22 protein-coding genes and 2 pseudogenes are annotated in these 22,274 nt (G+C 71.9%); 8 read left to right on the top strand and 16 right to left on the bottom strand.

Annotated elements, in window-relative coordinates:
• Window positions 1–28 precede the first annotated feature (28 nt).
• From tatC to QCD66_RS13910, 5 genes are all read right to left on the bottom strand, one after another.
• A complete protein-coding gene (gene tatC / locus QCD66_RS13930) occupies window positions 29–901 on the bottom strand; it encodes a twin-arginine translocase subunit TatC (RefSeq protein WP_375732987.1) in 873 nt (290 codons plus the stop codon).
• Window positions 902–974: 73 nt separating this feature from the next.
• The gene (tatA, locus tag QCD66_RS13925) at window positions 975–1,256 is read right to left on the bottom strand and encodes a Sec-independent protein translocase subunit TatA (RefSeq protein ID WP_357541500.1); all 282 of its coding nucleotides are present in this window, start codon (window positions 1,254–1,256) and stop codon (window positions 975–977) included.
• A gap of 229 nt (window positions 1,257–1,485) precedes the next feature.
• Entirely contained in the window at window positions 1,486–1,734 is a 249-nt protein-coding gene (locus QCD66_RS13920) for a hypothetical protein (RefSeq protein ID WP_364218552.1), read from the bottom strand.
• Between the two features lie 10 nt (window positions 1,735–1,744).
• Entirely contained in the window at window positions 1,745–2,803 is a 1,059-nt protein-coding gene (locus tag QCD66_RS13915; protein WP_364218554.1) for a YafY family protein, read from the bottom strand.
• Window positions 2,800–3,795 (bottom strand): WYL domain-containing protein, encoded by a 996-nt coding sequence (locus tag QCD66_RS13910; RefSeq protein WP_357541494.1) that lies wholly within the window; start codon window positions 3,793–3,795, stop codon window positions 2,800–2,802. Before QCD66_RS13910 ends, QCD66_RS13915 begins: the two co-directional genes overlap by 4 nt.
• Before the next feature lie 83 nt (window positions 3,796–3,878).
• Between QCD66_RS13910 and QCD66_RS13905 the strand changes: the two genes are divergently transcribed.
• Window positions 3,879–4,964 carry a DUF3866 family protein gene (locus tag QCD66_RS13905; protein WP_375732988.1) on the top strand — a complete coding sequence of 362 codons (1,086 nt, stop codon included), beginning with the start codon at window positions 3,879–3,881 and terminating at the stop codon, window positions 4,962–4,964.
• A gap of 18 nt (window positions 4,965–4,982) precedes the next feature.
• Here QCD66_RS13905 and QCD66_RS13900 read toward each other — a convergent pair whose 3' ends face one another.
• The 3 genes from QCD66_RS13900 to rfbA form a co-directional block, all read right to left on the bottom strand.
• Window positions 4,983–5,180 (bottom strand): hypothetical protein, encoded by a 198-nt coding sequence (locus QCD66_RS13900; RefSeq protein WP_364218558.1) that lies wholly within the window; start codon window positions 5,178–5,180, stop codon window positions 4,983–4,985.
• A gap of 81 nt (window positions 5,181–5,261) precedes the next feature.
• Window positions 5,262–6,620: a Pup--protein ligase gene (gene pafA, locus QCD66_RS13895; RefSeq protein WP_357541488.1), complete on the bottom strand. Its 1,359-nt coding sequence runs from the start codon at window positions 6,618–6,620 to the stop codon at window positions 5,262–5,264.
• A 102-nt stretch (window positions 6,621–6,722) separates the two neighbouring features.
• On the bottom strand, window positions 6,723–7,583 hold the full coding sequence (gene rfbA, locus QCD66_RS13890; protein WP_364218561.1) for a glucose-1-phosphate thymidylyltransferase RfbA: 861 nt from the start codon (window positions 7,581–7,583) through the stop codon (window positions 6,723–6,725).
• Window positions 7,584–7,678: 95 nt separating this feature from the next.
• Between rfbA and rfbD the strand changes: the two genes are divergently transcribed.
• Window positions 7,679–8,593, top strand: a complete 915-nt coding sequence (gene rfbD / locus QCD66_RS13885) for a dTDP-4-dehydrorhamnose reductase (RefSeq protein WP_375732989.1) — start codon at window positions 7,679–7,681, stop codon at window positions 8,591–8,593.
• Between the two features lie 90 nt (window positions 8,594–8,683).
• A complete protein-coding gene (locus QCD66_RS13880; RefSeq protein WP_357541482.1) occupies window positions 8,684–9,718 on the top strand; it encodes a glycosyltransferase family 2 protein in 1,035 nt (344 codons plus the stop codon).
• Between the two features lie 78 nt (window positions 9,719–9,796).
• On the opposite strand, the gene prcA is transcribed toward QCD66_RS13880, so the two are convergent.
• The 3 genes from prcA to QCD66_RS13865 form a co-directional block, all read right to left on the bottom strand.
• Window positions 9,797–10,630, bottom strand: coding sequence for a proteasome subunit alpha (gene prcA / locus QCD66_RS13875; RefSeq protein ID WP_375732990.1), 834 nt, complete (start codon window positions 10,628–10,630; stop codon window positions 9,797–9,799).
• A gap of 61 nt (window positions 10,631–10,691) precedes the next feature.
• Window positions 10,692–11,531 carry a proteasome subunit beta gene (gene prcB / locus QCD66_RS13870; protein WP_364218568.1) on the bottom strand — a complete coding sequence of 280 codons (840 nt, stop codon included), beginning with the start codon at window positions 11,529–11,531 and terminating at the stop codon, window positions 10,692–10,694.
• A gap of 220 nt (window positions 11,532–11,751) precedes the next feature.
• Entirely contained in the window at window positions 11,752–11,967 is a 216-nt protein-coding gene (locus QCD66_RS13865; protein WP_212819336.1) for a ubiquitin-like protein Pup, read from the bottom strand.
• Window positions 11,968–12,511: 544 nt separating this feature from the next.
• Here QCD66_RS13865 and QCD66_RS13860 point away from each other — a divergent pair.
• Both QCD66_RS13860 and QCD66_RS13855 read left to right on the top strand, forming a co-directional pair.
• A pseudogene (locus QCD66_RS13860) lies at window positions 12,512–12,745 on the top strand (RICIN domain-containing protein); the annotation flags it as partial.
• Window positions 12,661–12,957: pseudogene (locus QCD66_RS13855) on the top strand (RICIN domain-containing protein); the annotation flags it as partial. The pseudogenes QCD66_RS13860 and QCD66_RS13855, both read left to right, overlap by 85 nt.
• Window positions 12,958–13,152: 195 nt before the next feature.
• Here QCD66_RS13855 and dop read toward each other — a convergent pair.
• Window positions 13,153–14,667, bottom strand: coding sequence for a depupylase/deamidase Dop (gene dop / locus QCD66_RS13850; RefSeq protein WP_364218571.1), 1,515 nt, complete (start codon window positions 14,665–14,667; stop codon window positions 13,153–13,155).
• Window positions 14,668–14,805: 138 nt separating this feature from the next.
• A complete protein-coding gene (arc, locus tag QCD66_RS13845) occupies window positions 14,806–16,587 on the bottom strand; it encodes a proteasome ATPase (protein ID WP_357541464.1) in 1,782 nt (593 codons plus the stop codon).
• A 225-nt stretch (window positions 16,588–16,812) separates the two neighbouring features.
• Here arc and QCD66_RS13840 point away from each other — a divergent pair, with 225 nt between their 5' ends.
• Window positions 16,813–17,109: a ferredoxin gene (locus tag QCD66_RS13840; RefSeq protein WP_357541462.1), complete on the top strand. Its 297-nt coding sequence runs from the start codon at window positions 16,813–16,815 to the stop codon at window positions 17,107–17,109.
• A 92-nt stretch (window positions 17,110–17,201) separates the two neighbouring features.
• On the opposite strand, the gene QCD66_RS13835 is transcribed toward QCD66_RS13840, so the two are convergent.
• From QCD66_RS13835 to QCD66_RS13825, 3 genes are all read right to left on the bottom strand, one after another.
• Window positions 17,202–17,774: a hypothetical protein gene (locus tag QCD66_RS13835; protein ID WP_357541460.1), complete on the bottom strand. Its 573-nt coding sequence runs from the start codon at window positions 17,772–17,774 to the stop codon at window positions 17,202–17,204.
• Window positions 17,767–18,702, bottom strand: a complete 936-nt coding sequence (locus QCD66_RS13830) for a tRNA (adenine-N1)-methyltransferase (RefSeq protein ID WP_375733002.1) — start codon at window positions 18,700–18,702, stop codon at window positions 17,767–17,769. The genes QCD66_RS13835 and QCD66_RS13830 overlap by 8 nt, the downstream gene beginning before the upstream one ends.
• Before the next feature lie 71 nt (window positions 18,703–18,773).
• Complete coding sequence (locus QCD66_RS13825; RefSeq protein WP_375732991.1) at window positions 18,774–19,943, bottom strand: site-2 protease family protein; 1,170 nt, start codon at window positions 19,941–19,943, stop codon at window positions 18,774–18,776.
• A 71-nt stretch (window positions 19,944–20,014) separates the two neighbouring features.
• On the opposite strand from QCD66_RS13825, the gene QCD66_RS13820 reads away from it, so the two are divergent.
• Together QCD66_RS13820 and QCD66_RS13815 are read left to right on the top strand one after the other, a co-directional pair.
• Window positions 20,015–20,947 (top strand): RecB family exonuclease, encoded by a 933-nt coding sequence (locus QCD66_RS13820; RefSeq protein ID WP_375732992.1) that lies wholly within the window; start codon window positions 20,015–20,017, stop codon window positions 20,945–20,947.
• A 78-nt stretch (window positions 20,948–21,025) separates the two neighbouring features.
• Complete coding sequence (locus tag QCD66_RS13815; protein ID WP_364218577.1) at window positions 21,026–22,264, top strand: sensor histidine kinase; 1,239 nt, start codon at window positions 21,026–21,028, stop codon at window positions 22,262–22,264.
• The last annotated feature ends 10 nt before the right edge of the window (window positions 22,265–22,274 follow it).

Here is a 22,274-nt window from a genome sequence, read left to right as displayed (position 1 = left end):
ACCGCCCCGCCCTCCGGCGGCGGGTCCGTCAGGTCATGTCGTCGTAGCGGCTCTGGATCGGCTTGGGCGCCTCGACCGGGGCCACCGTCTCGGCCCGGCTGCCCGCCTCGACCGGCTCCGGGTCGTGGCTCAGCGGCGACACCTCGTCGTCGGCGATCCCGGCGTAGATCTCCTTGCCGCGGCCCTTGCGCTTGTCGTTGAGGAACGCCACCCCGACCGCCATGAAGTACAGCGCGCACAGGCAGATCGCCAGGGCGGTCATGCCGAACGGGTCGGGGGTCGGCGTGACGATCGCGGAGAACAGGAAGAACACGAACACCGCGACCCGCCACCAGCTCAGCAGCCGCTTGGCGCTGGCGACCCCGACGAAGTTGAGCATCAGGACCAGCAGCGGGAACTCGAACGCCACCCCGAAGATCAGGATCATGTTGGTGACGAACGCGATGTAGCGGGTGACCTCGAGCTGGGTGTCCAGCCCGGTGACACCGGACTCGAGCAGGAACGCCAGGCCCTTGTCGACGACGAAGTACGCCAGTCCGGCGCCGGCCGCGAACAGCGGCGCCGCGATCGCCGCGAACGCGTACGCGTAGCGGCGCTCGTTGCGGTGCAGGCCGGGCGCGATGAACGCCCACAACTGGTAGAGCCACACCGGGGCGGCCACGATCAGGCCGACCCACAGCGCGATCTTCAGCTTGAGCAGGAACCCGTCGGCCGGGCCGAGCTGCGTCATCGGGCAACTGCCGTCGGCCTTGGTGATCCCCGGCAGGTTGCAGTAGGGCTCCTTGAGCAGGTCGAACACCGGGTCGGCGAGCCAGAAGCCGACGATGAAGCCGAGCACGATGGCGATCGAGGCGCGGAACAGCCGGTCCCGCAACTCGCGGATGTGGTCGACGAGCGTCATCGAGCCGTCCGCGGCCTGCTGGAACTTGCTGGGACCGCGGCGGCGAGGCAGTGCTAGGCGCACGGCGGTGGGGCTAGATGGTGTCGCGGTGCCGCTGCACCGGGTCCACGACCTGTCCCTGCTGCGCGGCCGGCGGCTGCTGAGCCGCGTTCGGCGGCAGCGGCTGGCGGGCGGCCTGCGCGTCGGCCTTCTCGGCGAGGTCCTTGTCGTCGTCGGCGAGCTGCTTCGTCTCGGCCTTCATGATCCGCAGAGACCGACCGAGCGAACGGGCCGCGTCGGGAAGACGCTTGGCGCCGAAGAGCAGGATCAGCACCACCACGAGTACAGCGATATGCCACGGCTTGAGGGCGCCCATGGAAACTCCAGTTGGTTCTGTCGGTCTCGGCTGGTCGAGCCCCATCGTACGTCCGTAGACGGCAGTCGCCACCCGCCAGGTCTATTACGGTTCTGCCTGGTCGGTGAAGTTTCGACCAACTACTCGGGCCGCGTCAACCCGTCGACGAGCTTAACCGTGCGCGCCGGGCCGTCCCGTCGCGCACGGACAGTGAGCAGGCCGCCCGGAGCGGGCCGACGAGGGCCTGGAATCACTTGCCGCGCCGGGCCTGGATGACCTCCATGCGACGCTGGGTGACCTCGAGCTTCTCCTGAAGTTTCTCGATCCGGTCCTGCAGGTCGACCGCGGTGTGCTGCAGCGACGCGACCTCGGCCTGCCGGCTCTGCAACGTCAGCGCCGCCCGCTGCAACCCCGGCAGCCGGCCCAGCAGTGGCCGTACGGCCAGGAACAGGACGAGCAGTGCGAACAGCACCACCCCGAGCACGATCCACTTCACCACGCCGGTCAGCCTAGTGGGTCGCGACCGCCTTCGCCGGGCGCGGCACGGCCGGCGGCGCGGCGTCCACCACGAACCCGGGCCCGCTCTCGTACGGCACCGCGTAGGCGTCCAGCGCCGACTGGGCCACGTCACGGACCTGGGCGACCAGTTCCGGCGGGCTGACCACGGTCGCCTCCGGGCCGAGCCCGAGCACGAACCGGCGGGCCCAGTCCAGGTCGCTGACCCGCAGCGACACCAGCCACTCGTCGCCGTCGCCGGGCCGGACCTGCTCGCACGGGTAGTACTCGGTGATCCACCGGCCGGCCCGACCGACGCGTACGGTCACCAGCGGCAGTTCCGGGGTCGGCTGGAACACCCCGGCGGTGAGGTCGTGCGGCTGCGCCTGCGGCGGCGCCACCGCCGGTTCGTCGAGTTCGGTCAGCGCGTCGATCCGGTCGGCGCGGAACAGCCGGACCGCCTCGGCCCGCCGGCACCACGCCTCGAGGTAGGCGTGGCCGCCGACCATCAGCATCCGCATCGGGTCGACGACCCGCTCGGACGTCTCGTCGCGGGTCGCCGTGTAGTAGGTGATCCGCAGCGCCCGGCCCCGCTCGACCGCGCCGCGCAGCGTGTCGGCCCGGTCGCCGTCGCCGGGCATGCGTACGGCCACCGGGGCGCCGCCGAGGTCGCCGGCCGCGCTCTCGATCTTGGCCAGGGCGCGCTCGATCGCGTCACGGTTGGCCATCCCAGGAGTCTCAGCGAGCATCCGCAGCGCCACCACCAGTGCCAGCGCCTCGTCGGGGGTGAGCCGCAGCGGGCGGTCGATGCCGGCGTCGTAGGTGATGGTGACCGTGTCGCCGTCGAACGCCATGTCGATCAGGTCGCCGGGGCCGTAGCCGGGCAGCCCGCACACCCACAGCAGTTCCAGGTCCTCCCGGAGCTGCCGCTCGGTGACGCCGAGGTCGGCGGCCGCCTCGGCGACCTCGATGCCGGGCCGGGCCAGCAGGTAGGGCACCAGGTTGAGCAGCCGGGCCAGCCGGTCGGCCGACGGCCGGGGCCCGGAGGGGCGGGCCGGGGAGGAGGTGGTCATCGAAGCGCTCCCGCCGTCGCCGCCTCGTGCCGGGCGGCGATCTCCTTGAGTCGTTGCACAACGGCCTCGCGTACCTCGGGCGGTTCCAGGACCCGTACGTCGGCACCGTAGCCGACCAGCGCGCCGGCAAGCCGCTCCGGGTCGGCGTACGGCAGCACGAGCACGTCGCCGGCCGGACCGGTCTCCGTCTCCTGTGCCCAGCGGCGCAGCCCGGCGGCCCGGCCCGGCCGCACCAGCACGCGGGCCCGCCCGGTCCGCTCCACCGGCCCGGACCAGCGGGCCACGTGGCTGATCAGGTCGACCCCGGCCGGCGGCGTGAACGCGCCCGGCCGGCCGGTGGCCTTGACCGCGCCGACGATGCGCGACAGCCGGAAGCAACGGGTGGCGTCGCGGTCGACGTCGTGGCCGACCACGTACCACCGGCCCCGCCAGCAGACCACGCCCCACGGCTGCAGCTTGCGGGTGCTGGCCGCGTCGTTCTCCGGGATCCGGTAGTCGAAGGTGACCGTGCGCCGGTCGCGGGCGGCGGCGGTCAGCGGGGCGAACGTCGGGTCGACGGTGACGACCGGCTCGACACCGAGCGTGGCCTGCGGGTCGACGTCGATGCCGGCGGCCCGCAGCTTCGCCAGCCCGGACGACGCCGCGGCGGCCAGCCCGGCGTGCTGCCACAGCCGGGCGGCGATGCCGACGGCGGCGGCCTCGTCGGGTTCGAGCGGGATCTCCGGCAGGGCGTACTCGCGCTGCGCGATCCGGTAGCCGGGCTCGGTGTCGAAGGCGCTGGCGGTGCCGGTCTCCAGCGGCACGCCGAGATCACGCAGTTCGGCCTTGTCCCGTTCGAACTTGCGCTGGAACGCCTCGTGGTCGCGGGCGTCCTCGGGGTCGTGCTCGTAGCCGGGCACGGTGGCGGCGATCTGGGCGGCGGTCAGGAACCGGCGCGTCGACAGCAGGCAGATGACCAGGTTGACCAGGCGTTCGGTGCGGGTCCGGGACACGCCCCAGACGCTAGCAGTGTCCGTACGCGTGTGCGTACACCCCGCCGGGGCGTCCCACCGCGCCGTACGGATAGCGTGCACGCATGGTGCGGTGGCGGTCGGCGACGGTGGTGGCCGTACGGCGGCGGTGGCACGGGGCGGCCGAACTCGACGTCGCCCTGCCCGACGGGGCGACCCTGCGTGCCCTCGCCTACCCCGAACTGGTCGGCGACCCGGCGCCCGGCGACCGGGTGCTGCTCAACGTCGGCGCCCTGGTGATGGGGCTCGGCACCGGCGGGTACGCGCTGGTCGTCGCGCTGCCGGACCGGTTGCCCGCCGACCCGCCGCAGGACGGCACCACCCGCGACGCCGGCCACCTGGTCAAGGCCCGCTACACCCCGTTGCAGCCGATCCTGCTCGGCGCCGACGAGGAGGCGTCGCCGCACCGGGCGGTCCTCGCCGACGCCCACGACGTGGCCGGGATGCCGGTCGTCACCGCCGACCTGCACTCGGCGCTGCCGGCCGTCGTCGCCGGCATCCGCGCCGACCGGCCCGACGTCCGGGTGGCGTACGTGATGACCGACGGCGGTGCGCTACCGGCGTGGTTCTCCCGCACCCTGGACGGGCTGCGCGGCACGCTGGCCGGCACCGTCACCGTCGGTCAGGCGTTCGGTGGCGACCTGGAGGCGACCAACGTGCACAGCGGGCTGCTCGCCGCCCGGCACGCGCTGCGCGCCGACGTCGCGGTCGTCGCGCAGGGGCCGGGCAACCTCGGCACCGGCACCCGCTGGGGCTTCTCCGGCGTCGCGGTCGGTGAGGCGGTCAACGCCGTCGCCGCGCTCGGCGGGCGGCCGGTCGGGTCGCTGCGGATCTCGGCCGCCGACCCGCGCCCCCGCCACCGGGGCCTGTCGCACCACAGCGTGACCGCGTACGGCCGGGTCGCGCTGGCGCCGGCCGACCTGGTGCTGCCCGGCGGGCTCGACGCCGATCTGGCCGGTGAGGTCGAGGCGGCCCTGGCACCGCTGCGGGACCGGCACCGGATCGTCCGGGTCGATCCGGCCGGGCTGGACGCGGCGCTGCGGGCGAGCCCGGTCGGCCTGTCGACGATGGGCCGCGGCCTGGACGCCGACCACGGCTACTTCCTCGCGGCGGCGGCGGCCGGCCGGCACGCGGCGGCGCTGCTCGGATGAGCGGCCGCGAGCGGGCGGTCAGCTCAGGATGACCAGGGCCGCCCAGGCGGCGATGACCAGCAGGAGAATGGTGGCGAGCACCCACGTCGGCACCTTGTAGTCGCCGCGCCGGTTGCGCTCGATCTCGGCGGCGATCTTCTCCCGCCGACGGTTGACCCAGCCCTGACGAACCCGCTCGGGGCTGTCCTCAAGGCGTTCCTCGTCCGGCTCGGCCATAGGCAGCAGAGCCTACCGTGCCGGCCGGAACCCGCCCGGTCCGGGCCGCCCGCGAAGGTGGGCGGACGGCCCCGGCCGGTGTCACATGCTGGCGATCAGCCGCTCGACCCGCTCGTCGTACGCCCGGAACGGGTCCTTGCACAGCACGGTGCGCTGGGCCTGGTCGTTGAGCTTCAGGTGCACCCAGTCGACGGTGAAGTCGCGGCGCTTCTCCTGCGCGTGCCGGATGAACTCCCCGCGCAGCCGGGCCCGGGTGGTCTGTGGCGGCGTCTCCTTGGCCTGGAAGACGTCGAGGTCGCTGACGACCCGGTCGACCTGGCCCCGGCGCTCCAGCAGGCCGTGCAGCCCGCGCCCGCGTCGGATGTCGTGGTAGGCCAGGTCCATCTGGGCGATCCGCGGATGGGACAGCGGCAGGTCGTGCTTGTTCTGGTAGCGCTCCAGCAGCTTCAGCTTGGTGACCCAGTCGATCTCGCGGGCGACCGGGTCCAGGTCGCCGGTCTCGACCGCGCGCAGCACCCGGCCCCACAGTTCGACGACCCGCTTGGCGGTCTCGTCGCCGCCGCGCCGCTCGACGAACTCGGTCGCCTTGGCCAGGTATTCCTGCTGGATCTCCAGGGCGCTGATCTCCTTGTTGGAGGCCAGCCGGACCTTGCGCCGCCCGGTGATGTCGTGCGACACCTCGCGGATCGCCCGGATGGGGTTCTCCAGCGACATGTCGCGCATGACGACACCGGCCTCGATCATCTTGAGCACGATGTCGGCGCTGCCGAACTTCAGCAGCGTGGTGACCTCGTTCATGTTCGAGTCGCCGACGATCACGTGCAGCCGCCGGTAGCGTTCGGCGTCGGCGTGCGGCTCGTCGCGGGTGTTGATGATCGGCCGGGACCGGGTGGTCGCCGACGAGACGCCCTCCCAGATGTGCTCGGCCCGCTGCGACAGGCAGTAGACCGCGCCGCGCGGGGTCTGGAGCACCTTGCCGGCGCCGCAGATCAACTGCCGGGTGACCAGGAACGGAATCAGCACGTCGGCGAGCCGGCCGAACTCCCCGTGCCGCGACACCAGGTAGTTCTCGTGGCAGCCGTAGGAGTTGCCGGCCGAGTCGGTGTTGTTCTTGAACAGGTAGATCTCGCCGGCGATGCCCTCGTCGTGCAGCCGCTTCTCGGCGTCGACGAGCAGCCCTTCGAGGATCCGCTCGCCGGCCCGGTCGTGGGCGACCAGGTCGACGATCGAATCGCATTCCGGGGTGGCGTATTCGGGGTGGGAGCCGACGTCGAGGTAGAGGCGGGCGCCGTTGCGGAGGAAGACGTTGCTCGACCGGCCCCAGGAGACCACCCGGCGGAAGAGGTAGCGGGCCACCTCGTCGGGGGAGAGTCGCCGTTGGCCGCGGTAGGTACAGGTGACGCCGTACTCGGTCTCGATACCGAAGATTCGCCGTTCCATGAACAGACATTAGCCGGCCGGAGCCGCCGATGGTCACTGTCGCGACCGGCACGCCGCGCCGACCCGCCGGCAAAAATCCCGGGTACGTCCCGCCCCCGCCGATCAGGCCAGCAGTTCCAGCAGGTAGTCGCCGTATCCACTCTTGGTCAACGGCTCGGCCAGTTCACGCAAACGATCGTCGTCGATAAGTCCGGCCCGCCAGGCGGCCTCCTCGACGCAGCCGATCTTCAGCCCCTGACGCTCCTCGATCACCCGGACGAACTCGGCCGCCTGCACCAGCGAGGTGAAGGTGCCGGTGTCGAGCCAGGCGGTGCCCCGGTCCAGGACCGTCACCGACAGCTCGCCGGCCTCGCGGTAGGTCTCGTTGACCGTGGTGATCTCCAGCTCGCCGCGGGCGCTCGGGGTCAGGCCGCGCGCGATCTCGACCACCCGGTTGTCGTAGAAGTACAGGCCGGGCACCGCGTACCGGGACTTCGGCTTCGCCGGCTTCTCCTCGATCGACAGCACCCGGCCGTCGCTGTCGAAGTCGACCACGCCGTACGCCTCGGGGTTGGCCACCTGGTAGGCGAAGACCCGGCCGCCGACGAGTTCCCCCGGGTCGGCGAGCTGCCGGCCGAGCCCGACGCCGTGGAAGATGTTGTCGCCCAGGATCAGCGCGACCGACCGGTCGCCGATGAAGTCCGCGCCGAGGACGAACGCCTGCGCGATGCCCTCCGGTCGCGGCTGGGCGACGTACTCCAGCCGCAACCCCCACTGGCTGCCGTCACCGAGCAGCCGCCGGAACTGCGACTGGTCGTCGGGAGTGGTGATGACCAGGATCTCGCTGACCCCCGCCATGATCAGTGTGGACAGCGGGTAGTAGATCATCGGCTTGTCGAACACCGGCATGAGCTGCTTGGACACGGCCCGGGTGATCGGCCACAGGCGGGAGCCGGTCCCGCCGGCCAGAAGGATTCCACGCACCGGCGGAGCCTACCGGCCGCACGGCCGCGACACCCTCCCCCGGGTCCCCCGCGCTTTACCGCCGCCCGGCCGGTGTCGCGTAGACTGCCGAACCCGTGAGCGACCTCGACACCGCCGGCCCCGCCACGCCGGGCACCGGCCCGGCCCGCTGGCTGGTCACCGGCGCGGGCGGCATGCTCGGGCACGATCTCCTCGCCGTCCTCGGCCGGCACCCCGGCGCGCGGGTCACCGCCGCCACCCGCGCCGACCTCGACCTCACCGACGCCGCCGCCGTCAAGTCCGCGGTCGCCGGGCACGACCTGGTCGTCAACGCCGCGGCGTGGACCGACGTCGACGCCGCGGAGACCCGGGAGGCCGAGGCGACCGAGGTCAACGGCACCGGCGTCACCAATCTCGCCGCCGCCTGCGCCGCCACCGGCGCCCGGCTGCTGCACGTGTCCACCGACTACGTCTTCGCCGGCGACGGCCGCGAGCCGTACCCGGAGGACCACCCGACCGCGCCGGTCAACGCGTACGGGCGCGGCAAGCTCGTCGGCGAGCAGGCGGTCGCCCGGCTGCTGCCCGACACCGGCTACGTGGTGCGCACCGCGTGGCTCTACGGCGCGCACGGGCGCAACTTCGTCGCCACCATGCTGCGACTGGCCGCCGAGCGGGAAACCCTCGAGGTGGTCGACGACCAGCACGGCCAGCCGACGTGGTCGTACGCGCTCGCCGGCCGCCTGGTCGCGCTCGGCGACGCCGCCCGCGCCGGCCGGGCCCCGGCCGGGGTCTACCACGGCACCGCGTCCGGCCGGACCACCTGGTACGGACTGGCCCGGGCCGCGTACGCGCTGCGCGGGCTGGACCCGGACCGGATCCGCCCCACCACCAGCGAACACTTCCGCCGGCCGGCGCCCCGGCCCGCGTACAGCGTCCTCGGACACGCCCGCTGGGCACTCGCCGGGCTGTCCCCCATGCCAGACTGGCACGACCAGTTGGCGCAGGCGCTGTCCGGCGACTGGCCGACCTGAATCCGGTTGAACCCCGGCGGCCCGGCCGCCGGTCCCGCCCCGGCCGGCGGCCGCCGGCCTCCGCACCCGAATCCCCCAGGAGACCTGCACATGTCCGACACCGACACCGGCGGGCTGCCCCGGGTCAGTGCGATCGTCCTGGCCTGGAAAGCCGAGCCGCTGCTGCGCCGGTCGGTCGAGTCGCTGCTCGCCTCCGCCAAGGTCGACGTCGAGGTGGTGCTGGTCGACAACGGCTGCACCACCGACGACGTGACCGTCCTGGCCGAACTGCCCGGCGTCGTCGTGGTCGGCGAGGGCGAGAACCTCGGTTTCTCCGCCGGCTGCAACCTCGGCGTCTCGGCCTCCTCCGGCGACTACGTCGCCCTCGTCAACGGTGACGCGATCGTCGAACCGACCACCCTGGCCCGGCTGGTCGAGGAACTGGTCACCCGGCCCGACGTGGGCATCGCCGCCGGCGCCGTACGGCTGGCCGACGAGCCGGAGCTGCTCAACTCCAGCGGCAACGAGGTGCACGTGCTCGGGGTGAGCTGGATCGGCGGCTTCCGGCAGCGGGAGACCCGGTCCGAGCCGACCGAGACGGCCGGAGCGATGGGCGCCTGCCTGGTCACCAGCCGGGCGCACTGGGACCGCCTCGGCGGCTTCGACCACCACTACTTCGCCTACCACGAGGACGCCGACCTGTCGATCCGCACCTGGCGGGTCGGGCTGCGGGTCGTCAACGTGCCGGACGCGGTCGCCCTGCACCGCTACGAGTTCAGCCGCAACAGCTTCAAGTACTACCTGGTGGAACGCAACCGGCTGATGTTCGTCAGCACCCTGTGGTCCGGCCGCGCCCTCTTCCTGCTCGGCGGGCCGTTCCTGGCCCTGGAGCTGGTGATGCTCCTGCTGGCGACCAAGGAGGGCTGGCTGCGCGACAAGCTGAAGGGCTACCGCTGGCTGTGGCAGCACCGCCGGCACCTGCGGACCCGGCGGCGGATGCTGCAGACCGAGCGGACCGTCCCGGACCGGGAGTGGATGCGGGTGCTGACCGACCGGTTCGACACCCCGCTGATCAGCCCGCCCGGCGTCGGGGTGCTCAACGCGGCGATGTCCGCCTACTGGCGGCTGGTCCGGCGCTGGATCTGACCCCGTGCGCCCCGGCGCTCCACACGTGACCGCCCGCCCGGGATCGATCCCGGGCGGGCGGTGTGGTTCACGGCGGCGTCACTCGCCGGCGTCGGGTTCCGGCTCCGGCTTGCCCTCCAGGTCGGCGGACGCGGCCGACACGGTCGGCTTCTCCGGGCCGGCCGCCGGCTGCTTCGGCCCGTCGTCGGCCGTCGACTCGCCCGCCTTGGCGTCGTCGCCGTCGAGCAGCGCGGTCAGCGCCGCACCGGTGATCCGCCGGAACGTACGCCCGGTGCGGCGCCGGTCGAGGACCGCCACCTCGAGCTGGTTGGCGGCGATCGTCCGGACCGCGCCGCCCTCGCCACCGACGCTGCCGAGCGCCTTGACGGCGAGCTTGACGGCGTCGCCGAGCGACATGTCGTCCTGCCGGTCGGCGCGCAGCGCGGACGCGATCGTCTCGGCCTGGCCACCCATCGCCATCAGGCCCGGCTCGTCGTTGACCGACCCGTCGTAGGTCAGCCGGTAGATCTCGTCGTCGTCCGGGGTTGCCCCGACCTCGGCGACGCAGAGTTCGACCTCGAACGGCTTGGACTGCTCGGTGAAGATGGTGCCGAGGATCTGGGCGTAGAAGTTGGCCAGGGCCCGGCCGGTGACGTCGCGGCGGTCGTAGCTGAGGCCGTTGATGTCGGCCATCCGCACGCCGGCGCGGCGCAGGTTCTCGAACTCGTTGTAGCGGCCGACGGCGGCGAAGCCGATCCGGTCGTAGATCTCGCTGACCTTGTGCAACGCGCTGGACAGGTTCTCCGCGACGAAGAGCACCCCGCCGGAGTAGCTGAGGACCACCGCGCTGCGCCCGCGGGCGATGCCCTTGCGGGCCAGCTCGGAGCGGTCCCGCATGATCTGCTCGGGCGAGGCGTAGAACTGCATGGCCACGAAGCGGCTCTCCTTCGACCTGGTGACGACGGGTTGTTACGGCGGGCGGTCCGGCCGGACGTCAGCCGCCCGGGTTCTCCATCCGGCCGGCGACGACGGCCTCGGCGACCGTGGCCGTCTCGGCGTCGGTGAGCCGGTGGGTGCCCTCGGCGGTCGCGGTCATCACCACCGGGTAGATCTTCCGGGTGAGGTCGGGACCACCGGTGGCGGTGTCGTCGTCGGCGGCGTCGTAGAGGGCTTCGACGGCCAGCCGTACGGCCTCGCCAGTGGGCAGCCCGGCCCGGAACCGCTTCTTCAGCGCGGAGCGGGCGAACAGCGAGCCGGAGCCGATCGCGTCGTAGCCGGTCTCCTCGTAGGGGCCACCGCTGACGTCGAAGCTGAAGATGCGGCCGGCCTTGGCCGGGTCGGCGGCCGACAGGTCGAAGCCGGCGAAGAGCGGGATCACCGCCAGACCCTGCATCGCGGCACCCAGGTTGCCCCGGATCATCGCGGCGAGCCGGTTGGCCTTGCCGTCGAGGGACAGCATCGCGCCCTCGATCTTCTCGTAGTGCTCCAGCTCGACCTGGAACAGCCGCATCAGCTCGATGCCGATGCCGGCGGTGCCGGCGATGCCGACCAGCGAGTACGCGTCGGCCGGGTGGACCTTCTCGATGTCGCGCTGGGCGATCAGGTGGCCCATCGTGGCCCGCCGGTCGCCGGCCATGACCACGCCGGTGGCGCAGGTGATGGCCACGATCGTCGTCGCGTGCGGGGCGAGGTCGGCGGCCGTGCCCGGCGGCAGCGGCCGGCGGCCCGGCAGCAGCTCGGGTGCGGCCAGGCTCAGGAACTGTGTGAAGGAGGACGTCCCCACGTTGGTGAACACATCAGGAAGCCGCCCGGATGGATCAAAACCCGCTGCCACGTGGTTCCTCTCAGGTTGGATCGCCTTTGGGCCACGGCCGTCCGGTCGTCGGCGGGACGACCCGGGCCGCCGGTGCAGTTGAAGCAGACTATCTCGCCGGTCCGGCCGACGCGATCATCGCGTCGGCGGTGTCGACGCCGGCCGCGGCCGTCCCGGTGACCACCGGCCGGCGTACCACCGCCGGCCACCGGGACAGACCAGTCCTAACAGGACCGGACGGCTACTGGCCGCCCTTCTGGACGTAACCGCGGACGAACTCCTCGGCGTTCTCCTCGAGCACCGAGTCGATCTCGTCGAGCAGGTCGTCGACGTCTTCGGTGATCTCGGCGTGCCGCTCGGCGACCTCGGGATTCGCCTCGGCCGTTACCTCGTCGACCTCTTCGTCACGACGGGCCTTTCCGGACTGCGACTGACCGCCGGTGTCACGAGTAGCCATGTGCGTGCCTCCTCAACATCGCCTGGTCAAAATCTACCTCGCCGCGCCGCCGCGGCGCCCGACCGCACGCCAGGTTTCGCGCTGCGCTGATCCGGACCCGACCGCCACGAAGGGGTCAGCGGCACCACCGAAGCGGCCGGACGGTCCACGGCCGGACGGCGGGGGCGGCGCCGGCGGGCCGATCAACCGGAGGATCCAATATTCAACCCGCACGCAGCCAACACACAGTTATTAAACAATGACGCAAAGCGATATCACCCTCGCTTGCCAATACGCTGCGCAATACCATGACCACACGGCGCAGTGATCGATCGGGGCATCGCTGCCTCTGCGGAATGAGTTTCACGTGATTCGACCCAGGAGATTCTGGTCCACGGCAGCACTGATCCTGACGGTGCTCACCGCCACAACAGCGATCGCGGCGCCGGCCACGGCCGCTCCGCAGAACGAGGCCACCAGAATCAACCAGGCGGCGACGCCGAACGGCCTGAGTTTCGTTCCCGTTCCCGAGGCCGAGCGGGCCGCCGCCAACCTCGTACCCCCGATGCAGACCGCCGTCCCCTACGCCGAGGTCTACATCCGAAACGGCAATGCCACCACCGGAAGGTGCCTGGATGCGGACAGCGCCACTGTCGGCGCCAATGGCACCAAGGTTCAGCTCTGGAACTGTCAGCCCGGAGCCAGCCTACAGATGTGGTACGTCTACCAGTACACGGACCAGCGGTTCGTCATCCAGAACGCACACAGTGGACGGTGCCTGGACCAGGACGTGAACTCGACCGGAAAGGCGGGAAAGTTCAGCTCTGGGACTGCAGCCCGACCTTCTCGGAGCCACAGAACTGGTACGCATACGGCCCGCTCCAGCTCTACACCGGCAACTCCGGATTCCGTTGCCTGGATGCCGATACCTCAACGAGCGGAAACGGCGCGAAGGTACAGGTTTGGGCCTGCGCCTCCGGCTCCCCTGCTGCCCAGTCGTGGCACTGGTGGTACGACCACCACTCCCGCAGATATGCGGGCACCCTGAGGACTAGCGAACTCCCGCCACACGGCGACCCGTGTGGCGGGAGTTTCGCGTCGACCGGCGCCGCCCGTCCATGCCGGCGGCGGGAGACCTGCCGTCGGCATGGACTGTCCGGAGTTCCCGTCGTACCGCGTGGCCCGGACCGAAACCGGCCCGGCGGATCAGTTGGTGATGACCTCGAGCAGGTCCTTGGCGCTGACGCACCGGTCGAACAGCGCGCCGACGTGCTTCTTCGTGCCCCGCTCCGGCTCCATCATCGGCACCCGCACCAGCGACTCCCGGCCGACGTCGAAGATCACCGAGTCCCAGCTGGCGGCGACCACCTCGGAGGCGTACTGGGCCAGGCAGCGGCCCCGGAAGTAGGCCCGGGTGTCCTCCGGCGGCTGCACCATCGCCGAACGGGTCTCCTCGTCGGACAGCAGCGTCGCCATCGAGCCGCGGGCCACCAGCCGGTGGTAGAGCCCCTTCTCCGGCCGTACGTCGGAATACTGCAGGTCGACCAGTTGCAGCTTGTGCGAGGCCCAGGCGAGTTTCTCCCGCTCCCGGTAGCCCTCCAGCAGCCGCAGCTTGGCCACCCAGTCGAGTTCGCCGGCGCAGAGCATCGCGTCGCGGCCGAGCCGGTCGAGCACGCTCTCCCACCGGGCCAGTACGTCCGCGGTCGCCTCGTCGACGTCGGTGCCGTAGCGGTCCTCGACGAACGCGCTGGCCCGCTCGTAGTAGGCCCACTGGAGGTCCAGCGCCGTCAGCCGGCGGCCGTCGCGCAGCCGCATCAGGTGCTTCAGGGACGGGTCGTGGCTGACCGCCCGCAATTCGCTGACCGGGTCGGCGATGCCGAAGTCCGGCGTCATCGCCTTTTCCTCGATCATCGTCAGCACCAGCGCGGTCGTGCCGAACTTCAGATAGCTCGAAATCTCCGACAGGTTGGCGTCGCCGATGATCACGTGCAGCCGGCGGTATTTGTCGGCGTCGGAGTGCGGCTCGTCGCGGGTGTTGATGATCGGCCGCTTCAACGTCGTCTCCAGGCCGACCTCGACCTCGAAGAAGTCGGCACGCTGGGAGATCTGGAAGCCCGGCTGGGAGCCGTCCTGGCCGATGCCGACCCGGCCGGCACCGCAGACCACCTGTCGGGTGACGAAGAACGGGGTCAGGTAGGCGACGATGTCGGCGAACGGCGTCTGCCGGCGCATCAGGTAGTTTTCGTGGGCGCCGTAGCTGGCGCCCTTGTTGTCGGTGTTGTTCTTGTAGAGGTGGATCGGGTGGGTGCCCGGGATCGTCGCCGCCCGCCGCGACGCCTCGGCCATCACCCGCTCCCCCGCCTTGTCCCACCGGACCAGGTCCAGCGGGTTGGTCACCTCCGGGGTCGAATACTCCGGGTGCGCGTGGTCGACATAGAGCCGGGCGCCGTTGGTCAGGATGACGTTGGCCAGCCCCAGGTCGTCGTCGGCGAGCGCCTCGGCCGGGTCGTACGCCGAACCGGAGTAGGTGAAGCCGCGGGCGTCGCGCAGCGGCGACTCCTCCTCGTAGTCCCACCGCGCGCGGCCGCCCCGGTTCAGTTCGGGACGCGCGCCATAGGCGTTGACCACCTGTGACGAGGTGACCATCGGATTGGCTCCGGGCTGGCCGGGCACCGAGATGCCGTACTCGACCTCACTGCCCATGATCCGCCGTACGCTCACGCCGCCTCCCCGCTCTGCACGCCCATACTGTCGAGCGTAGTCGGAGCCGGTGCCACCGCGCCGGCCACGTCGCGGCGCGGCGGTCTCCGGATACGGGTGACGGGGCGGCATCCCTGCCACCCCGTCACCGTCGTTCCGTTACAGGTACTGGCCGGTGTTGCTGGCGGTCTCGATCGACCGGCCCGCCTCGGCGCCCTTGCCACCGGAGACCAGGGTGCGGATGTAGACGATCCGCTCGCCCTTCTTGCCGGAGATCCGGGCCCAGTCGTCGGGGTTGGTCGTGTTGGGCAGGTCCTCGTTCTCGCGGAACTCGTCGACGCAGGCGTCGAGCAGGTGCTGCAGGCGCAGCCCCTTGCGACCCGAGGAGAGGAACTCCTTGATCGCCATCTTCTTGCCCCGGTCGACGATGTTCTGGATCATCGCGCCGGAGTTGAAGTCCTTGAAGTAGAGGACCTCCTTGTCACCGTTGGCGTAGGTGACCTCGAGGAACTTGTTCTCCTCGGTCTCGGAGTACATCCGCAGCACGACCGACTCGATCATCGCGCCGACCGTGGCCTGCGGGTCCTGGCCGTGCTCGGCCAGGTCGTCGGGGTGCAGCGGCAGCCCGGTGAGGATGTACTTCGAGAAGATGTCCTTGGCCGCCTCGGCGTCCGGACGCTCGATCTTGATCTTCACGTCGAGCCGGCCGGGCCGCAGGATCGCCGGGTCGATCATGTCTTCCCGGTTGGAGGCGCCGATGACGATGACGTTCTCCAGGCCCTCGACACCGTCGATCTCGCTGAGCAGCTGCGGGACGATCGTGTTCTCCACGTCGGAGGAGACACCGGAACCGCGGGTGCGGAAGACGGAGTCCATCTCGTCGAAGAACACGATGACCGGGGTGCCCTCGCCGGCCTTCTCCCGGGCCCGCTGGAAGATCAGCCGGATGTGCCGCTCGGTCTCGCCGACGTACTTGTTGAGCAGCTCGGGGCCCTTGATGTTGAGGAAGAAGCTGGTGTGCTTCTCCTCGCCCCGCCGCTCGGCGATCTTCTTCGCCAGCGAGTTGGCGACCGCCTTGGCGATCAGCGTCTTGCCGCAGCCGGGCGGGCCGTAGAGCAGGATGCCCTTCGGCGGCCGCAACTGGTGCTCGCGGAACAGGTCGGCGTGCAGGAACGGCAGCTCCACCGCGTCGCGGATCTGCTCGATCTGGGCCTGGAGTCCACCGATGTCGGTGTAGTCGACGTCGGGAACCTCCTCGAGGACGAGCTCCTCGACCTCGCTCTTCGGGATCCGCTCGTACGCGTACGCCGAACGGGGTTCGACCATCAGCGAGTCACCGGCGCGCAGCGGCGAGCCGATCAGGGTGTCGGCGAGGTGGACGATCCGCTCCTCGTCGGCGTGGGAGATCACCAGGGCCCGGTCGCCCGGTCCGCCGCTGGGGTTGTCCAACACCTCCTTGAGCATCACGACCTCACCGACCCGCTCGAAGCCGAACGCGTCGACGACGTTGAGCGCGTCGTTGAGCAGGACCTCCTGGCCGCGACGCAGCTCGTCGACCTCCAGCGACGGCGACACCGCCACCCGCAGCTTGCGGCCGCCGGTGAACACGTCGACCGTGCCGTCCTCATGTCGGGTCAGGAAGACGCCGTAACCGCTCGGCGGCTGCGCCAGGCGGTCGATCTCCTCCTTGAGTGTGACGATCTGGGACCGCGCTTCCTTGAGCGTGGTCACGAGGCGTTCGTTGTTCTCGGTCAGCCGGGCCAGCTGCGCCTGCGTTGCCGCGAGCCGTTCCTCGAGCTGCCGGACGTGTCGGGGGCTTTCGGTCAACTTACGCCGCACCAAGGCCAGTTCCTCCTGGAGGAACGCAACCTGGGTGGAGAGATCGTTGGCCTCCTTCTCCCACCGTGCGGCGCGCGAGTCCGCGTCGTCACTGCGTGCCACGTCCCACCTCCCCGGGGCTCGAACGTTCTGCCATAACCCTAACCGGTTTGCGGCCGATTCGAACCCACGCAACGCCCTCGTCACTGAAGCTTGATCGCCGGGGGTGGTCCGGTGGGGAGTCGCCGGCCCGTTCGGGTAGCGTCGGCCCCGTGCGAGCCCGCCCGGCGGGATCCGCGGCGACACCGCGGCCGGGCCCGCCGGACCGAGGATCGCGGGAGGTACGTGGTGACGCAGACCGGCACGGAGACCGACGAGCTACGGGTCTGGGTCGACCAGGACCTGTGCACCGGCGACGGCCTGTGCGTGCAGTACGCGCCGGAGGTCTTCGAGTTCGACGTCGACGGGCTGGCCTACGTCAAGGACGGCGACGGCGACCTCAAGCTGGCCCCGGGCAGCCGGGTCGACGTGCCGGACCACCTGCGCCTGGACGTCATCGACGCGGCCAAGGAATGCCCCGGCGACTGCATCCACGTCGTGCGCCGCGGCGACGACGTGGAGATCGCCGGCCCCGACGCCGACTGACCCCGCCGGGCGGGGCCGCGGGGTTCGTCAGCCCGCCGGCCGTCGCGGGGACCGTCCGGACCGCGGCCGGCCGCGACCGGCGACGGCGCGCCTCAGAGCAGCGGCCGGCCGACCATCGAGGCGACCTGCCGGGCGAACTCCTCCAGCCGGGCGATCTGCCCCGCCCCGCCGTCGTCGAGCGTCTTGCCGAACCGCAACGCGTCGTGCCGCGGGCCGATGTGGTGCTCGTCACCCGCACCCGCCTCGTCCAGCGACCGCAGCAGCAGATACACGTCGATGCTGTCGACCTGGATCTTGCCGCCCGGGGTACGCGTCACCCGGCGCCGGCAACCGACCTCGGTGACCGTCGACAGCGGCACGACCCGCAGCGACGACGTCATCGCCCCCGACGGGCCGTCGCCGGGTGGCACGTCCTCGCCGTGCCACAGCACCAGCCGGCTGCCGTCGCAGACCACGACCTCCTGCCACACCCCGTTCACCTCGTTGACGAAGCGTTCGAGGGTGAAGCACAGCACCCGGCCGCCCCGCAGCACCCCGCCGAGCGCGTCCATCGCCACGTCGGGGTCACGCAGGTAGGCCCGCGCCGCCGAGTCCAGCTCCTGGTAGGGCGACCAGTCCGGAAACACGGCGGGCAGGTCACCGCCGCCGGACGACGGGTTACTCATCGGTTCCGCTGCGGCTCACGTCGCGGGCTCCCTCCCCGGTGTCGGTTTCGGTCGCCGCGGTGACCCGGGCGGCGGCCCGGCGCAGCGCGTACGCCTCCGCGCCCTTGCTCGGCTTGCGCCGCCGCGGCGGCGCGGTCACCCCGGGGGCGAGCCGGCGCGACGAGACCAGGAACGCGGTGTGCGCGATCATCCGGTGGTCGGGGCGGACGGCGAGCCCGTCGACGTGCCAGTCGCGCACCAGCGACTCCCACGCCCGCGGCTCGGTGAACCCGCCCCGCTCCCGCAACGCCTCGACCAGCTCCGACATCTGCGGCGTGGTCGCCACGTAGCCGATGAACACCCCGCCGGGCACCAGGGCCCGCTCGACCAGGTCGAGCGCCTCCCACGGGGTCAGCATGTCCAGGATGATCCGGTCGAAGCCGACCTGGTCGCAGCCGGCCACGTCACCGACGTGCAGGTGCCACGCCGGATGCGGACCGCCGAAGAACGCCTCGACGTTGCGGCGGGCGATCTGGGCGAAGTCGTCGCGCAGTTCGTACGAGTGGACCTCGCCGGTGGCGCCCACCGCCCGCAGCAGCGAGCAGGTCAGCGCACCGGAACCGGCGCCGGCCTCCAGCACCCGGGCGCCGGGGAAGACGTCACCCATCGCCACGATCTGGGCGGCGTCCTTGGGGTAGATCACCTGCGCGCCGCGCGGCATCGACAGCACGTAGTCCGACAGCAGCGGCCGCAGCGCCAGGTAGGTGGTGCCGCCGGTCGACGTCACCACGCTGCCGTCGGGCAGGCCGATCAGCGCGTCGTGGTCCAGCGCCCCGCGGTGGGTGTGGAACGCCCGGCCCGGCTCCAGCACGATCGTGTGCATGCGGCCCTTGGGGTCGGTGAGCTGCACCCGGTCGCCGGGGCGGAACGGGCCGCGGTGGGCGGGCACCGGCGCCTCGTCGCCGCCGTCGGCGGCCGGTACGGCACGAGGCTCGGTGGTGGTGCCCGCGTTGTGCTGCGTCACGTGACAATCTTCCGTTTCGGTTCGAGGAGCCGCGCCAGATCGGCGACGTGCAGTACGCCGACGACATCTTCGCCTGACGTCACGAGGTACTGCACGGCCGGGTGGGCCTGAACGGTCTGCACGACCCGTTCCCCGTCGAGCCCCAGCGGGATGCGGCGTACGCCGTCCAGGCCGCGGGCCACCGTGTCGACCGACACCCACGGCCGACGCTCGGCCGGCACCGCGTCGGCGGCGGCCGGGTCGACCAGCGCCACCAGCCGCCCCGACGAGTCGGCGACACCGAGCGCCGCCGGCATGCCGTCCTTGACCGCCCCGTCGTTCTCGCCGGCCCGGCGCTGCGCCTCGGCCAGCGGCATCCCGGTCGGTACGGCGAACACCGGCCGGGCCAGCCGGGCCAGGTCGACCAGGGCGAACCGGCGGCTGATCCGGGCGACCCGGATCGACTGCCCGGCCCCCTGCCACAGGGTGAACGCCACCAGCAGCATGAACAGCAGCCCGAACGTCGTCAGCACGCCGGCGGCCGTCAGCCAGACGACGACCGCCGCCGTCGCCAGCGCGACCGCCCGCCCGACCCAGCCGGCGACCTCGGTGCCCAGGTGCCGGTCGCGGCTGGCCGCCCACACCGCGGCCCGCAACGCCCGGCCGCCGTCCAGCGGCAGCCCGGGCAGGCTGTTGAAGACCGCGACCAGCAGGTTGCTGACCGCCAACTGGAACGCGAGTTGGTGGAGCAGGGTGCCGTTCGGCAGGGCGACGGTGAGCCCGACCGCGGCGAACCCGAGCACGAACGAGACCGCCGGGCCGGCCAGCGACACGTACAGGTCGACGCGCGGGCTGGGCGCGTCACGCTCCATCTCGGTGTAGCCGCCGAGCAGTTCCAGGGTGATCCCGCGCACCCCGATGCCGTACCGGCGGGCGGTCAGCGCGTGGCCCAGCTCGTGCAGCAGCACCGACAGCAGCAGGAAGACGACGAACCCGAACCCGACCGCGTAGCCGGCGAGCGGCGCCAGGTCGAGCCGCTCCCGCACGAACGAGCCGTACAGCACGGTCACCAGGACGGCGAGCAGCAGCATGGAGGCGTTGAGGTGGACCGGCACCCCGAACACCCGGCCGACCGTGAGGCCGGTACGGCGTTCGGCGGGCCGCTGCGGCGACGAGTTGTCCTCCATCGGGTCGATGCTACGGGGACACCGGCACACGGCCCCCGCCACCGTCGTACCCCTCGAATAGCCTTTCGTGCATGACGACGGAGACGGTGCCAGCGGTGGCCGGGACGACAGCGACGACGGTGGACGCGACGACGGGCCCGGTGCCGCCGGCGCAGCCGTCCCTGTCCCCGTCACGGGCGGCCGACTTCAAGACCTGCCCGCTGCTGTTCCGGTTCCGCAGCATCGACCGGCTGCCCGAACGTCCCACCACCGACCAGGCCCGCGGCACCCTGGTGCACGCCGTCCTGGAGCGGCTGTTCGACCTGCCCGCCGACGAGCGCACCCCGGCGGCGGCCGGCGACCTGGTCGCACCCCAGTGGCAGCGGCTGGTCGCCGAACAACCCGACCTCGCCGGCCTGTTCGACCCCGACGACACCGACGGCCAGGCCGCCTTCCTGACCTCGGCCCGCGGCCTGCTCGACGGCTACTTCCGGATCGAGGACCCGCGCCGGCTGGAACCGGCGGAACGCGAGACGCTGATCTCGACCGTGGTCGACGACCAGTTGCTGATCCGCGGCTACGTCGACCGGCTCGACGTGTCCCCCGCCGGCGACCTGCGGGTCGTCGACTACAAGACCGGCGGGGCGCCGCGCGAGGCGTTCGAGGCGCGGGCGCTGTTCCAGCTGAAGTTCTACGCCCTGGTGCTGTGGCGCACCCGCGGGGTCGTGCCCCGGGTGCTGCGCCTGATCTACCTCAAGGACACCGAGGTCTGCGACTACACCCCCGACGCCGACGAACTGGCCCGCTTCGAGCGGACCCTGCTGGCCCTGTGGCGGGCCATCGAGCAGGCGACCGCCGCCCGCGACTTCCGGCCCAAGCCGAGCCGGCTCTGCGACTGGTGCAGCCACCAGGCGCACTGCCCCAGCTTCGGCGGCACTCCCCCGCCGTTTCCCGAGCATCCGGTCGCCGGTGGCGGCCGGCCCGGCGATCCGGGCACCGCCCTGCCGCCCGGCGCGGACGAGTGAGCATCCTCCGCGAGGAGGAGACCCGGCTCGGCAGCGGTGACGATCGAGACGGCCCCGCCAGCGGATAGCGTCGCGGTCATGACCGCGGCCACCGCACCGAGCGCCGGCCCGCCGGTGCCGCGCCGGTGGCGATCCCGGTCGGCCCGGCGGGCCCTGCCGTACGACCTGCTGTTCGCCGCCGCGGCCGTCGCGGCCGAACTGGTGCTGCGGCTGACCGGCCCGGCCGAGCTGCGCACCACGAGCTGGTGGCTGGCGGTGCCCTGGAGCGTGCTGTCGGCGGCACCCCTCGCGCTGCGCACCGTCGCGGCCTGGCCGGCGATCATCCTGTGCACCCTCACGATGCTCGCCACGATCGCCATCGGATACCAGGCCCTCACCATCGTCATCAGCCTGGTCGTGCTGACCTACCACGGCGCGGCCCGGTTCCGGCTGCGGCCCGCGATCGCCGCCGCCCTGCTGCTGTGGCTGCCGGTACTGGTGACCAACCTGGTCGTCACGCCACCCGACCGGGTCGACGTCAACGGCGTCTACCTGACACTGAACAACGTCCTCGTCGTGCTGGTGGCGTTCTTCGTCGGCCGCACCGTGCACGGCCGGCAGACCCGGCACCGGGCACTGGAGGAACGCGCCCGCGCCGCCGAGGAGAACCAGCGGTCACTGGCCGAGCAGGCGGTCACCGACGAACGGCGGCGCATCGCCCGCGAACTGCACGACGTCGTCGCCCACCACGTCAGCGTGATGGGCGTGCTCGCCACCGGGGCACGACGGATGCTGCGCCGCGACCCGGACACCGCCGACGAGGCGCTGGGCACGATCGAGGAGACCAGCCGTACGACGTTGCGGGAGATGCGCCGCCTGCTCGACGTGCTGCGTACCGACGAGCCGGTCGCCGACCTCAGCCCGCAGCCGGGCCTGGCCGGCATCGAGACCCTGCTCGAACAGGTACGCGACGCCGGCCTGCCGGTGGCGCTGCGGGTCGACGGGGCGCCGGCGCCGCTCGATCCCGGGGTCGCGTTGACGATCTTCCGGATCGTCCAGGAGGCGCTGACCAACACGCTCAAGCACGCCGGCGCCGCGACCGCCCAGGTCCGGCTGAGCTTCGGCATCGACTGGCTCGTCGTCGAGGTCTTCGACACCGGCCGCGGGCCGTCGCTGACCCCGGCCCGGCTCGGGCACGGCCTGGTCGGGATGCGCGAACGGGTCGCCCTGTACGGCGGCTCGCTACGCACCGGCCCCCGGCCCGGCGGCGGCTTCCGGGTGTACGCGAAGATCCCGATGGAGCATCTGGGCGCACCGACCAGCGAGGGGGCACCGTGACCGAGCGGAG

It is taken from the genome of Polymorphospora sp. A560, assembly GCF_045781765.1.
Lineage (GTDB): Bacteria > Actinomycetota > Actinomycetes > Mycobacteriales > Micromonosporaceae > Polymorphospora > Polymorphospora lycopeni.
This window is presented reverse-complemented; position numbering and strand designations above follow the sequence as displayed.